At 71.6% G+C, this 13,028-nt stretch carries 16 protein-coding genes; 5 read left to right on the plus strand and 11 right to left on the minus strand.

Annotation, left to right across the window (positions count from 1 at the left end; all coding sequences use genetic code 11):
• Positions 1–85 precede the first annotated feature (85 nt).
• The 4 genes from AVW09_RS10735 to AVW09_RS10750 form a co-directional block, all read right to left on the minus strand.
• The gene (locus AVW09_RS10735; RefSeq protein ID WP_063258060.1) at positions 86–718 is read right to left on the minus strand and encodes a hypothetical protein; all 633 of its coding nucleotides are present in this window, start codon (positions 716–718) and stop codon (positions 86–88) included.
• Positions 719–750: 32 nt separating this feature from the next.
• On the minus strand, positions 751–1,104 hold the full coding sequence (locus AVW09_RS10740) for a hypothetical protein (protein WP_063258061.1): 354 nt from the start codon (positions 1,102–1,104) through the stop codon (positions 751–753).
• A 74-nt stretch (positions 1,105–1,178) separates the two neighbouring features.
• The gene (locus AVW09_RS10745; protein ID WP_063258062.1) at positions 1,179–1,358 is read right to left on the minus strand and encodes a hypothetical protein; all 180 of its coding nucleotides are present in this window, start codon (positions 1,356–1,358) and stop codon (positions 1,179–1,181) included.
• A complete protein-coding gene (locus AVW09_RS10750; protein WP_082822923.1) occupies positions 1,355–1,909 on the minus strand; it encodes a MarR family winged helix-turn-helix transcriptional regulator in 555 nt (184 codons plus the stop codon). The genes AVW09_RS10745 and AVW09_RS10750 overlap by 4 nt, the downstream gene beginning before the upstream one ends.
• A gap of 115 nt (positions 1,910–2,024) precedes the next feature.
• Here AVW09_RS10750 and AVW09_RS10755 point away from each other — a divergent pair, with 115 nt between their 5' ends.
• The 3 genes from AVW09_RS10755 to AVW09_RS17705 all read left to right on the plus strand — a co-directional run bounded on the left by AVW09_RS10755 (position 2,025) and on the right by AVW09_RS17705 (position 3,082).
• Positions 2,025–2,393, plus strand: a complete 369-nt coding sequence (locus AVW09_RS10755; RefSeq protein WP_063258064.1) for a DUF7882 family protein — start codon at positions 2,025–2,027, stop codon at positions 2,391–2,393.
• Between the two features lies 1 nt (position 2,394).
• Positions 2,395–2,739 (plus strand): hypothetical protein, encoded by a 345-nt coding sequence (locus tag AVW09_RS10760; RefSeq protein ID WP_063258065.1) that lies wholly within the window; start codon positions 2,395–2,397, stop codon positions 2,737–2,739.
• 181 nt (positions 2,740–2,920) lie between these two features.
• The gene (locus tag AVW09_RS17705; RefSeq protein WP_022880282.1) at positions 2,921–3,082 is read left to right on the plus strand and encodes a hypothetical protein; all 162 of its coding nucleotides are present in this window, start codon (positions 2,921–2,923) and stop codon (positions 3,080–3,082) included.
• Positions 3,083–3,132: 50 nt separating this feature from the next.
• On the opposite strand, the gene AVW09_RS10765 is transcribed toward AVW09_RS17705, so the two are convergent.
• The 3 genes from AVW09_RS10765 to AVW09_RS10775 all read right to left on the minus strand — a co-directional run bounded on the left by AVW09_RS10765 (position 3,133) and on the right by AVW09_RS10775 (position 6,418).
• The gene (locus AVW09_RS10765; RefSeq protein ID WP_063258066.1) at positions 3,133–4,608 is read right to left on the minus strand and encodes a phytoene desaturase family protein; all 1,476 of its coding nucleotides are present in this window, start codon (positions 4,606–4,608) and stop codon (positions 3,133–3,135) included.
• The gene (locus tag AVW09_RS10770; RefSeq protein WP_063258067.1) at positions 4,605–5,108 is read right to left on the minus strand and encodes an SRPBCC family protein; all 504 of its coding nucleotides are present in this window, start codon (positions 5,106–5,108) and stop codon (positions 4,605–4,607) included. The genes AVW09_RS10765 and AVW09_RS10770 overlap by 4 nt, the downstream gene beginning before the upstream one ends.
• A gap of 134 nt (positions 5,109–5,242) precedes the next feature.
• Positions 5,243–6,418, minus strand: a complete 1,176-nt coding sequence (locus tag AVW09_RS10775; RefSeq protein WP_063258068.1) for a sensor histidine kinase — start codon at positions 6,416–6,418, stop codon at positions 5,243–5,245.
• Between the two features lie 113 nt (positions 6,419–6,531).
• Here AVW09_RS10775 and AVW09_RS10780 point away from each other — a divergent pair, with 113 nt between their 5' ends.
• Complete coding sequence (locus tag AVW09_RS10780; RefSeq protein WP_063258069.1) at positions 6,532–6,798, plus strand: hypothetical protein; 267 nt, start codon at positions 6,532–6,534, stop codon at positions 6,796–6,798.
• Between the two features lie 60 nt (positions 6,799–6,858).
• On the opposite strand, the gene AVW09_RS10785 is transcribed toward AVW09_RS10780, so the two are convergent.
• The 4 genes from AVW09_RS10785 to AVW09_RS10800 form a co-directional block, all read right to left on the minus strand.
• Positions 6,859–8,184 (minus strand): hypothetical protein, encoded by a 1,326-nt coding sequence (locus tag AVW09_RS10785; RefSeq protein WP_063258070.1) that lies wholly within the window; start codon positions 8,182–8,184, stop codon positions 6,859–6,861.
• Positions 8,185–8,348: 164 nt separating this feature from the next.
• Positions 8,349–9,221: a CPBP family intramembrane glutamic endopeptidase gene (locus AVW09_RS10790; protein ID WP_063258071.1), complete on the minus strand. Its 873-nt coding sequence runs from the start codon at positions 9,219–9,221 to the stop codon at positions 8,349–8,351.
• A complete protein-coding gene (gene trmB, locus AVW09_RS10795; protein WP_063258072.1) occupies positions 9,218–9,937 on the minus strand; it encodes a tRNA (guanosine(46)-N7)-methyltransferase TrmB in 720 nt (239 codons plus the stop codon). The genes AVW09_RS10790 and trmB overlap by 4 nt, the downstream gene beginning before the upstream one ends.
• Before the next feature lie 74 nt (positions 9,938–10,011).
• Positions 10,012–10,845: a DUF3097 domain-containing protein gene (locus tag AVW09_RS10800; protein ID WP_063258073.1), complete on the minus strand. Its 834-nt coding sequence runs from the start codon at positions 10,843–10,845 to the stop codon at positions 10,012–10,014.
• A 123-nt stretch (positions 10,846–10,968) separates the two neighbouring features.
• Here AVW09_RS10800 and AVW09_RS18360 point away from each other — a divergent pair, with 123 nt between their 5' ends.
• The gene (locus AVW09_RS18360) at positions 10,969–12,987 is read left to right on the plus strand and encodes a TPM domain-containing protein (RefSeq protein ID WP_063258074.1); all 2,019 of its coding nucleotides are present in this window, start codon (positions 10,969–10,971) and stop codon (positions 12,985–12,987) included.
• The last annotated feature ends 41 nt before the right edge of the window (positions 12,988–13,028 follow it).

Genomic DNA, 13,028 nt, shown 5'->3' on the forward strand with positions numbered 1-13,028 from the left:
ATCGTCCCTGTCACGCCGGGCGGACGTCATCCACCCTCGGGTGTATCCGACCCCGCTGAGCGGCGGGGGCCGGTCGACGGGAGACTCAGGAGGAGCGGAAGACCTCGACGGCCTCGGGACGGTCGGTCGAGGCGGCGATGAGAGCGACGACGCCGAGGCCCAGCGTGGGGGCGAGCAGGCCGATCCTCCCGATCGCGCCCGCGGCGACCATCACGCTCTGGTCCGCACCCGCCGCACCCAGGGCGGTCAACACGCCCTGGATCAGCACGGCGCAGCCGACGCTGATTCCGAGCGCCCACATCGGCGCCCACCGCCAGCGCGCGGGAACCGCGCCGAGCCGGGCGATCTGCGTCGCCGCGATCACGCCGGCCGCGATGGACACAACCGATGCACTCAGCGACAAAGCGAAGGCCGTCCACGCGGTGGAGTCGTCCGCCGACACCACCCGCGGCGAGGCCACGTTGTAGGCGAGGTTCACGACGAGCGGAGCGAACGCAAGGACGACGAGAGCGGACACCCCGAGCGGCCGTCGAGCCACGACGCTCGCCGCGCGGCTGAACCCGAACGCGAACACCAGGATGCCGAGTGCCCACGACACGTCGATCACCAGCTGCATCGCGTACCCCGGACCGATCACCTGCGCTCCGCCGAGGGTGAGGAGACCGCAGACCCCCAGCAGGATGCCCCCGACACGCCACGTCACGCTTCGCTTCCCCATGGCCCCACTCTACGAAAGGGCCGTCGCTCGTGTCAGGCTTGCGTCGGCTGGTCGAAATCCCAGTCGACCGGCTCGTCCTCTTCGTCGGATGCCGGCTCCACCAGGCGGAGCGACGAACGCGGGAAGAGACGGTGGTTGCGCAGATCCTCGGCGGACTTCGCGAAGTCGGGCTCCTCGCCCGACCACTCCACCGGCGCGGAGAGCACGTCGTTTCCGACGCCGATCACGAGTTCCGCCTGCGCGACCTTCTTGTCCTCGGTGACGATGGGGATGCTGACGGCCTCCGCCTGCCCCTCCTTCGCCACCGCGGCGGTCAATTCGACGAGCGACGTCGCGACGTCATCGGTGGTGATCACGGTTTCTCCGGCATACGTCACGCATCTCATGCCTCCAGCGTCGCCCGTCCGGCGGGACAGGAGGGGGCGGCTTGCGCGGGCCTGACCGGTGGGATACGCGTTCTTCAGTCGCGCCGCTGCGCGGACCGGAACATGCGGGCATCCAATTCGAACCATACGGCGCGCACGGTTTCGAACTCGGCGAACCGTTCGGGCGCCGGTTCGTCGAGACTCAGGCGATAGCCGCGCGGCAGGTCATCCACATGCTGTCCGTCGCGCGGGCCGCCGACGAGCACGTAGATCACGGCGACGCGTGGGATCCCGCGTCGACGGCCACGCCGTCGACAGCATCACTCATCCGGTGGAGGAAGTTCACGACGACGTCGGACTCTTCCGGCGACATGTCGATCACGGCGGCCAGCATGCGGTCGTGCATGTTGCCGAGGGTCTGACGGACCTCCGCGTGGGCGCGGTCGGTCGCCTGGACGAAGATGCTGCGGCGGTCGTCGGGGTTCGCCACGCGCGTGATGTGACCCGAGCGCTCCAGCCGATCGAGGATGGCGGTCGTGGACGCCGTCGAGAGCCCCAGATGACGCGTGAGCTCACCCGGCCGCACCTGTCGATTCGGCTCGCGCAGCAGGTAGCGCAGAACGAGGAGTTCGTTCTCCCCCATCGACATCGACTCACGCGTGCGACGACGCATCGCAAGCTCTGCCGCCCGATAGACGCGAAGGGCCTCGAGGACGGCCTTGGTGCGGACGCGCCGATCGGCCGGCTCTTCGCCGTACCAGTAGGTGTCCGCCTCGCGAGATTCGCCGGGAGCGAGGCTCGGCGACACCGCACGCATGTCTGTCATGGTGGTGGCCCCTTGCTCTCGATCCCCCGATCATACAACGAAACAAATAGTTCGACAAACTAGTTACTAAGCGAGTATGTTCTTCATGCAGCTAAAGCAACGAAGGGAGTTTCTCGTGGGTCACCTCTACTACGGCACCACGCCGGAACCTGTCCGCATCCCGGACCGCCTCCTCGCGCACATCAAGGTGGTCGTCGCGACCAAACTCCGTCGCGGCGAGAGTTTCACGATCAGCTGGACGCACGTCGACGGCACCCCCGGTCGCTCCACCCTGTGGCTGCAGCCCGCGATCCCCCTCCGATTCGTCTTCGAGAGCGCGGAGCCGGAGCAGCTCCACTCCCCGACGCTGAAGGACATGGCCGACATGGCCAACTCCTCCGCGGGCCTCATCGTGGCGCTCGACATCGAGATCCCCTCCGCGACCGCTCCCGCACGCACCTCCACGTCGGCGCCTCGGCGCACGACCCTCCGATCGGCGGCGTGACGTGTCCATCTCGACGACGGCGGCCTCGCTCGTCCCCCTCGCGGCCCCGCGCGTCCTGTGGGCCAAGGTTGATTCCGGCTTCTGGGTGGCGCACCGTGGCGGCGAGTACTACGGCTGCGTCGACAGCGTGACCGGAGGCTTCGTCGCGCGCGACGCGCACGGCGTTCCGATCGGCCGCTACGACACTCTCGAGAAGGCCAAGGGCTCGCTCCGCTCGACCGAGGACCCGGCGGATGCCGAACGGCGGCGTCGCACCGAACGGGCGACCGTCGTGCTGGCCACCGCGGCCGGCAGTGCCGCCCTCGCGTTCGCCTTGACCGCCGGCGCGCTCGCGCCGTACCTGTGAGCGCCGCCCCGATCGTCGACCTCCGCGACGAGGCCGACGACCTGGAGGATGCCGCCCGCGTGGAGTTCGCGGAACGCGACGGCGTCGCCCCGATCTGACCGCACCACCCCCTGGACAGCGCTCGGACGGTGTGGAACCGTCGCCCGCGTCGCCATGATCGGCGCTCGACGAAGGGATCCCCATGACCGACCACACCGCATCCGACCGCCCCGACGACGGCGCGGCTCCCGACCCGGACTCGAACGGCGCGGGGTCGGAGTCGCCCGACGAGGGCGCCGCCGCGCAGCAGGACGCCGACGAATCCGCCGACACCGACGCGTCGCCGGGCGGCGAGATCGGCTGACCGAGCGTCCGCTCGGCCGTGCGCGTGCGCGCCGCACGGCCGAGCGCGGATCAGACCGGCGCGAGTTGGTCCGGGCGCGGGCTGAGATCCGGACGCAGGCGCGTGCCGAACTCGTGCCGCAGAGCGCTGAGCGCGGCCTGCCACCCCGCGAGACCGTGGACTCCCGGACCGGGACTCGTCGACGCCGAGCACAGGTAGATGCCCGGCAGCGGCGTGCGCCACGGGTCCGGGCTGTACACCGGACGGCCGACGAGCTGCGCGAGAGACGGCGCCCCGGCCGAGATGTCACCCCCGGGGAAGTTCGTGTTCCAGGTCGCGATGTCCGTGGCCGTCCGCGACGACGTGGCGAGGATCGTGTCCCGGAATCCCGGGGCGAACCGTTCGATCTGTGCGATCACGGCCTCTTCCCGGTCCACGCTGCTCCCGGCGGGAACATGGGTGTAGGCCCACAGCACATGGCGCCCCTCGGGCGCGCGCGTGGCGTCGAAGAGCGACGGCTGCGAGACGAGCACGTACGGAGCGTCCGGGAGCTCGCCCCGCACGACCGCGTTCTCGGCGGCGGCGATCTCGGCGCGGCTCCCGCCGACGTGCACCGTACCCGACCGCGCGACGTCCGGATCGGCCCACGGCACCGGGGCGGACAACGCGAAGTCGATCTTCGCCACCCCGCCGCCGTAGCGGAAGCGTTCCATCGCGCGGCGGTAGGCCCGCGGCATCCGGTCTCCCACCAGTCCGACGAGCGTACGAGGAGTGACGTCGAGGAGGATGGCGCGCGCCGGAGGCAGCTGACGCAGGTCCGCGACGTCGACGCCGGTGTGCACGACACCCCCGTGCGCGCGGAGGTCGGCGATCATGGCGTCGGCGATCGACTGACTGCCGCCGACGGGGATCGGCCAGCCGCGCGCGTGGGCGTAGGTCGCGAGCACGAGACCCGCTCCCGCGGCGGCGAGACCGGGCTGCCTGAGGATCGAATGCGCCGAGATCCCCGTGATCATCGACGGGGCGACGTCTTCGCGGAATCGCGCGTTCCACCACGGTCCGCCCTGTTCGAGGGACCGGATGCCGAAGAAGAACGCCGCGAGCGGGTCGCCGGGGAGGCGGAGCAGCGCGTTGCCGGTGAAGTCCGCGACTCCGCGGACGTGCGACACCAGCGGCTTCATGAGGCGCTCGTAGGCTGCCCCGTCGCGTCCGATGGCCTCCGCCGCGCGCTCGAGATCGCGGTATCCCAGCCCGGCGCGACCCCCGTCGAGCGGGTGGGCGAACGAGACCTCCGGGAGGACGAACGGCACGCGCCGGTCGAGCCCGAACTCGCGGAAGAACCAGGACTCCAGCGCCAGGGGGTGCACGGCAGACCCCAGATCGTGACGGAACCCCGGGAGGGTGAGCTCCCCCGTCGCGGCGGCGCCGCCGAGTGAGGTCTGGCGCTCGTACAGCGCGACGGAGAGCCCGGCGCGCGCGAGGGTGACCGCCGCCGCGAGGCCGTTGGGCCCCGAGCCGACGATGATCGCGTCGTAGCGTTCGCTCATCGCTGGATCGGCTCCTTCTCCGCGGTCGAGGCCTGTCCGATCGCCGCCGCGCCACCGGTCGTCCCCGGCGCCCCGCCCTCGGCGAGGTACGCGAGGCGGTGCAGCGTCTCGGCGTTGCGCCACCGGGTGATTGCGTCGAAGACGACGTCGGGAAGGAGCTTCGTCGGGCCGGTCACGGGCTCCTCCTGGAGACGAACGACGCATCCTTCGCCCCGGCGCTTGACGTCGATCGCCACGCGCGCAATGCCGATCGGGCCCCCGTGCGGTTCGAGGACGGCTCGGCGCGGCGGATCCCACACGCGCAGGACCGTCGTGTCGTTCACGAGCACGGGCCACGAGCCGAAGGAGTGGTGCAGCTCCGCGCCCTCGCTCGGCCACTCGTCCGCCACGTCCCGCATGCGCGATGCCCCGACCACCCACAGCGGGTAGAGCCAGCCGTTCGCCAGCACGTCGAAGACGGCCTCGGGCGAGCAGTGGAACAGGCGGACGTTGCGCGCCATCCGAAACACCTCCGGGTCGCCGGGCGGGGAAGCACGGCCGGGGCCCGGACTCCCGACCGGATGCCGACCACGTTACGGGCGCGGGCACCGCCGGGTCACGGTGGTTGCGTGGGCGCACGCGGACCGTTAGGTGCTCACGCGGCCGCGGGGAGCACGACCCACGCCCGCGTGCCGCCCGCGGGCGACTCGTCCAGTCCGATGTGACCGCCGTGCGCCTGTGCGATGCGCCGGCAGGTGGCCAGCCCGATGCCGATGCCCTGCACCTCGGCGTCGTGTCCGCGCTGCATCGGTTCGAACATCCGATCGCGCAGCGCCGGGTCCACCGCGTCACCGTTGTCGTCGACGAGGAGGCGCCACCCATCGGGCATCTCCTGGACGGTCACGAAGACCCGCGGCGTGCGGCCGGCCGCCACCGTGAACTTCACGGCGTTCGCGATGAGGTTCTGCAGCAGCACGCGCAGGAGCGTGTCGTCCGCGCGGACGAACATCGAGGCATCCACGATCACTTCTGCGCCGGCGCCCACCACGGCGCCATCGAGGTCCTCGAGCACCTCGTCGACGATCTCACCCACGTCGACTCGGGTGAAGCGGGGGCGGGCGCCGCCCACGCGGGCGAAGTCGAGCAGGTCGGTGACCATGGACGTCATGCGCGCGGCCGCGGACTCGGCGCGAGCGAGGGAGCGCGCGGCGCGCGGGGCGTCGATCATCTCGGGACTGTCGGCGGCGAGCTCGAGGAACCCCGACAGGGCCGTCAGGGGGTTCCGGAGGTCGTGGCTCACCTGGGCGGCGAACTGCTCGAGCTGCGAATTGGACTCCGCGAGATCGCGCGTCAACCGGCGCAGCTCGAGCACGTCGATCACCTGGTGGGCGAGGAGATCGAGCGCGCGGGCGCTGGCATCCGAGAGCTGTCCGACCTCGTCGTCGAAGACGCACAGCGTGCCGATCGCGACGCCCGACGGCGTGATGAGCGGGCTGGAGGCGTAGAACCGGACGGACGCGATGACCCCGGTGACGAAGGCGTGGTCGCGGAAGCGCGCGTCCTCGCGCGCATCGGACACGACCACGCGTCGAGGATCGACGAGGACCGCGGCGCACATCGAGTCCTCGAGGGAACAGGATGCCGCCTGCACGCCGACGGCCGCGACCTGGTGTTGTGCGCGGTCGTCGATGATGTTGATGACCGCGGTGGAGACGCCGCACACGGTCGCCGCGAGCTCCACGAGGCCCTGCAGATCGGGTTCGGGGAGCGCCCCGACGATGCGGTACTGGTCGATGGCTTCGCGGCGCGTCACCTCGTGAGCTGTGGACACGGCACTCCCTCGCGTTTGTCCCCCCGACGAGCCTAACGGCAGTACGGTTACACCCTCCGGCCGTCGATCGGTAGGCCCTCGCGGTGCGCTCGCCCGCCGCGGACGCTGGAGGCATGACTCTCCCCACCCCGGAACCCCTGGACCCGCCCACCGCTCCCGACGCCCCCGTCACTCCGGACGAGCCGTCGCCCGGCATCCCCGCCGAACCGCTCGCTCCGACTCCCGACGAGCCGACCGTCCCCCTGCCGCCCGAGCCCTCCCCCGACCCATCCGGTGCTCACGAGGTCGACGGCCCGACCGGGAGCGCAGAGCCCGAGGCGGACAACGCCGCCGAACAGGACATGGTGGATGCCATCGACCCGGGCGGCCGTCCGGACTGACGTGCCGGAACGCGAAAGGGCGGGCGCATCAGCGCCCGCCCTTTCGTCATGTCCGCGCGATCAGGGGTTGCCGCGCGTCCAGAGCAGGAGGATCGCCACGGCCTGGAGGACGAGGCATCCCACCAGGATCGCCGTCCGCCGCCGGGGCGTGGACGACCAGCGATCGTCGGCCAGGATCGGGGCCATCGGCATGAGCAGACGGAACGTGCTCTGCTGCGGCAGGAACACGGCGAAGATGTACACGCCGTAGCTGAAGATGTACGAAACCACGATCAGACCGAGGCGGCGAACGGGGCGCGACCACATCAGCGCGACGAAGGCGACGAGAAGGGCGATCACCAGGATGATGCCCACGACACCGAGGTGCGTGCCCGCCTGACGGAACCACGGGGTGAAGGGGACGAAGCCGTCGTTGCCGACGTAGTCGAGCCACCAGCCCAACTCGGTGCGGATGTACGCGTTCTTCGTGCCCGTGACTTCCTGCGCGATGTGGCTCCACGACAGACCCGCGACCGCGATCGTCAGACCCGCGGCCATGAGCGACGCCCACTCGCGCACGGGGAACGGGTCGACGCGGCGGCGGAAGAACCGCACGAGGAACAGGATGCCGAGCGCGAGACCGAGCGCGAGGACGCCGGGGCGCGTGTACGCGGCGACCAGTCCGAGCGGCAGGATCCAGAGGTACTTGCGCTTGATCGCGAGGAGCATGCCGCTGAAGACCAGCAGCATGAACAGGCCCTCGCTGTAGCCCAGGACGAACAGGAACGACATGGGGGCGAAGGAGAAGAAGACCACCGACCACCAGGCGGCGCGCGGCTTGGTCACGGTGCGGAGCAGCACGAACAGCACCCACGTCGCACCGAGGCCCGCCGCGAGGCTGATGAGCACCGCGACCGGCTGCCACCCGAGACCCGTCGCGCCGGAGAGGAAGCGCACGAGGTAGGGGAAGACGGGGAGGAACGCCCAGTTGTTGGGCAGGATGTCGCCCGAGACGTTCATCGGCAGCGACATGGGGTAGCCCTGCGCCGCGATCTGACCGTAGCGATCGGCATCCCACCCGGTGAGGTAGTCGAAGAACGTGCCGAGGCGCTCACCGTCCGGGCCGAAGCCCCAGCGGGCGGCCTTGGCGATCGAGTAGAAGCCCCAGAGCAGACCGAAGTTCACGGTGCGGGCGATGGCCCACAGCAGCAGCACACGCGTGAAGGAACCGCGTTCGATGGGCTGCACGCCCTGCGGAGCCCGCAGCACGTCTTCGCCGTACTGTCGCAGCGCGCGGGCGAAACGCGAGTCGAGGAGACGGCGCCCGCGATCGCGCAGCGGCGCGAGGCGATCGTCGGTGGGGGCCGGTCGGACCGTGGGGACCAGCTCGCTCGGCGGTGCGCTCACTCGGAACCTTTCACACAGGGAGGAAGAAGTGGGCTGCTGACGACGGTGTCCGGCCCGGACAAGTGCATTGGCCCAAATCGTACCGGATGCCGTCAACCCGTCTTCCCGGTTGACATTCAGGAAATGGCCTGGTCAGTGGCCCCGCGGCACCGTCGTGTCGGGCCTCACAGGAGGAACGGCGAGGGCGAGCCGGGGTTGTGCGCGTGCACCAGCACACCGAAGACCACGGCGTCGAACAGCAGGTGCACGGTCACGATGTAGCCGAGCGAACGGGTGCGCAGGAAGAGGAAGCCCTGGACCAGGGCGAACGGGATCGTGAGCACCGGCCCCCACGCCTGGTATCCCAGCTCCCACAGGAACGACACGAACACGACCGCCTGCAGCACGTTCGCGGTGAGGTCGGGGAGGTGCCGGCGCAGCAGAACGAACACGGTGCAGACGAAGAAGAGCTCATCCCAGATGCCGACCGCGCCGACCCCGACGAACAGCCGGCCGATGAGCGACGGGGTGTCGACCACGGGCCAGTTCGTGTACACACCCGAGGTGACGAAGTAGAACGGCAGGATCAGCCAGCCGAGGATCAGCACTCCCCCGAGCCACGCCCACTGCCACCAGGTCCAGCGGCCCCCACCGCGCCAGGGGAAGCGGATCGCGCGGTCGCGGAACACGAACCGCGACACCATGTAGGGCAGGACGACCGCGCCGCCGAGGCCGAGGGTGAACCGCACGAACGCGGCGTCGTCGAGTTCGGCCTTCAGCGGGATGAGGCTCACCACGAACTGGCCGAGCGCGATGAGGAACACGTCGCGCGCGACGCTCGGCCGGGGCGTGACATCACGGTCCGGCACGATCGGCGTCCCCGCGCGTCGGTCGACGAGGACAGCGGATGCCACGGCCACCGCCAGCACGATCCAGCCGAGCCACACGATCTGGGCGACGAACAGCACGGGCGCCGCGAGACACACGAGCGCCGCCGGCACAAGCGCGGGCGTCCACGGGCCGTGGACGCGCTCGGGCGGGACGGCGTGCGCAGTCACGGCGCGAGACGCGTGTACGTGAGGTCGCGGATGTCGCGGCCGACCCGAATCCCCTTGCGCTCGAAAGCGGTCAGGACACGGCCGTCGAAGCGGTCCGCCCACTCCCCCGCGAATGCGCGCTCGAAGTCGGGCGCGGCATCGAGGACCGCGCGCATCTGATCGGCGTAATCCTGCCAGTCGGTGGCGAGCCGGAGCGTTCCGCCCGGCCGCAGCGCCTGGGCCGCGATGCGGGCGAACTCGGGCGCGACGAGGCGGCGCTTGGTGTGCTTCTTCTTGTGCCACGGATCGGGGAAGAAGACCCACAGCTCGTCGACGGAGGCCGCCGGGAGCAGGTGCTCGAGCACCTCGGGGGCGTTCGCCTCGACGAGCCGCAGGTTGCGGACGCCCGCGCGATCGGCATCCAGCATCGTGCGTGCGAGACCGGCCGAGAACACCTCCACGGCGAGGAAATCCATGTCGGGACGCGATGACGCGGCCGCGACGATCTGGTGGCCCTGGCCCGAGCCGATCTCCACGATGAGAGGAGCCCGGCGCCCGTAGACCTTGGCGGGGTCGACGGCCGAACCCGGCCGGACGCTGGTGGCGGCGGCATCCCGTTCCACCGGCAGGAGGTAGAACGGCGAGAGCTCGGCCCACGCGCGGTCCTGCGCCTCGGACATGCGGCCGCTGCGGCGGACGAACGACACCGGGCGGTCGCGGTACACGGGCGTCTCCATGGCATCCAGGGTAGGCGAGGCCTCGTCGGGCCCGCCCTGTCCGTCGCGCGACTGCTCGCGGGGCTTGCGGCCGCTCACGGGACGGTCACGAAGTCGATGAGTTCCTCGACCCGGCCGAGCAGCGCCGGTTCGAGGTCGCGGAACGTCGTCACGCACGACAGGATGTGCTGCCACGCCCGGGCGAGGTCGGCCTGTTCCTCCGCGGGCCAGCCGAGCGCGCGGCACACCCCTACCTTCCACTCGATGTCGCGCGGCACCTGCGGCCACGCCGCGATCCCCAGGGCTCGAGGTGTGACGCACTGCCACACGTCCACGAACGGGTGCCCGACGATGCGGACGTGGGCGCCGTGTCGCCCCCGCGCGATCTTCTCGGCGATCCGCGATTCCTTGGAGTTCGGCACGAGGTGGTCCACGAGCACGCCGTACCGACGTTCGGCCGTCGGGGGCTCGGCATCCAGGGTCTGCTCGAGGAGGTCGACGCCCTCGAGGAATTCGACCACGACGCCCTCGGCGCGCAGGTCCGCGCCCCAGACCTTCTCGACGAGCTCGGCGTCGTGCTTGCCCTCGACGAAGATGCGGCTCGCGCGCGCGGTGCGGGCACGCTGGTCCGAGGCGGCGAACGACCCGGACGCCGTCCGGGTGCGTCCCTTCGGCGCCGCCGCGGGCGCGACCAGCACGACCGGCTCGCCGTCGACGAGGAAGCCGCCGCCCAGCGGGAAGAGCCGACGCTTGCCGAGGCGGTCCTCCAGCTCGACGTGCATGCCCTCGAGGCGGGTCACCGCGCCGCAGAATCCGTCGCCGGCGACCTCGACGACGAGATCGACGGATGCCGGGACCTCGGCGGCCTTCTTGCGACCGGCGTCGCGCCAGCCGCGCGCGAGCACGTCGGTGCCGTAACGATCGTCCATGGGGGTACCTCCGAACGCCCGAGCCTATGCGCCGCGCGCGTGCGCTCAGGGCGGACGCGCCGAGCCTTCCTCCATGTCCGGGGCCCTTTATAGAGTGGGGGCCTCAGCGCTGAAGGGGAATGCATGCGAAAGCCGAAGACGGCTGCGATCATGGCGGGTCTGGTGATCGCGGCGGCGTCCGTCCTCGGTCTGGCCGCACCGGCATGGGCCGTGCCGCCGCCCCCGCTCGGGTCCAGCTACGTCCTCGACCAGGCCGACGTGCTGACCAACGGTCAGGAGGCGCAGGTGCAGTCCCGGATGCTCCGCCTCTCGGAGCAGACCGGACTCGACCTGTGGGTCGTCTTCGTCGACGACTTCACCGAGCCGACGGCCGCGGCGGACTGGGCGAACGAGACGGCGAACCACAACAACCTCGGTCCTCACCAGTACCTGCTGGCGGTGTCCGTCCAGGGGCGCGCGTACTACCTGTCGGGGAACGTGGATGCAGGAGCCCTCACCGCGGACCAGCTCACCGCCATCGAGCAGGAACGCGTCCAACCGGCCCTGTCGGCCGGGGACTACGCCGGTGCCGCGGAGGCGGCGGCGACGGGGATCACCGCGGCCGCCCAGGCCACGAAGCCGACGCCGCCCACTCCGGCCGGCAGCGGACCCGATGTCGCGCTGATCGCGCTCGTGGTGTTCCTCGTGCTGGCGCTGGGCGGTGGGCTGCTGTGGCTGTTCCTCCGCCGCCGCCGCGCCACCGCGAAGACGGCCCCGGCCGAAAGCACCGACGACCTCGCGCGGCGCGCCGGCTCCGCGCTCGTCGCAACGGACGACGCCCTCAAGACGAGCGAGCAGGAGCTCGGATTCGCGCGCGCCCAGTTCGGCGACGCGGCCGCCGCCCCGTACGCCGAGGCGCTCGCCCAGGCGAAGGCCGATCTCGACCGCGCCTTCACGATCCAGCAGCAGCTCGACGACGACGTCCCCGAGACCGAGGACCAGCGGCGCGCCGGATACACCGAGATCCTCCGCCTGTGCGGCTCGGCGGACGAAGCCCTGGATGCCAAGGCCGCCGCGTTCGACGAGCTTCGTGCCCTGGAGGCCGATGCCCCGGCCGCGCTGGCGCGGGCGCGGGAGCGGCAGACCGCGGCGACGGCCGCCCTCGAGGGAGCCGCGATCGCTCTGGCGACCCTCGGCGAGAGGTACACCGACGACGCCCTGGGAACGATCGCCGACAACCCGAGCCAGGCACGGGCGCGCCTCGACGTGGCGACGCAGCAGTTCGCCGCCGCCGATCAGGCCATAGCCGCGGGCTCGACGGGTGAGGCCGCGGTCGCCATCCGCACGGGTGAGGCCGCCGTCGCCCAGGCGGAAGTGCTCGAGAAGGCCATTCCGTCGCTCGCGAACGATCTGTCGGCCGCCGAGCAGCGCGCAGCCGATCTGATCGCCGAGATCGAGGGCGATCTCGCTGCCGCCGCGGCCCTCCCCGACGCGGACGGCCGCATCGCCGGCGCGGTCGCGACCGCACGGGCGCAGCTGGACGCCGGTCGTGCGGCGCTCACCCCGCCCCGGACGGCTCCGCTCCAGGCGCTGGCCGCGCTCGAACAGGGCAACACCGCGATCGACGCGGTGCTCGGTGCCGCGCGCGACGAGGCGGAGCGGCGTCAGCGCGCGCAGTCGCAGCTCGACGGCGTCCTCGTGCAGGCCCGGGCACAGGTGTCCGCCACCGAGGACTTCATCTCCGCGCGTCGCGGCGCCGTCGGGCCGACTGCGCGGACGCGGCTGGCCGAGGCCGGCGCCGCGCTCGTGCAGGCCGAGCAGTTGCGTGCCGCCGACCCCGCGGCCGCGCTGCAGTCGGCCCAGCGCGCCGCGACCCTGGCCGGGCAGGCCGCGTCGCTGGCGCAGAACGACGTCGGCGCGTTCGGCGGCGGAAGCGGCGGAGGGGGAGGCGACATGATGGGCGCCATCCTCGGCGGCATCGCCGTCAACGCGCTCCTCGGCGGATCGCGATCGCGCGGAGGCTTCGGCGGGGGCGGGCTGGGCGGTCTGGGCGGAATGCTCGGTGGCGGCGGCTTCAGTGGCGGCGGCGGCGGATCGCGCGGGCGCTCGGGCGGCTTCTCGTCCGGCGGCTCACGCTCCCGCGCGGGAGGAGGTCGCTTCTGAAGCTCCTCCCCCGACCTCCCCGGGTCGTCACAGAAAACTCG

Origin of the sequence: Microbacterium sp. T32, from assembly GCF_001619615.1 — a bacterium.
Taxonomy (GTDB): domain Bacteria; phylum Actinomycetota; class Actinomycetes; order Actinomycetales; family Microbacteriaceae; genus Microbacterium.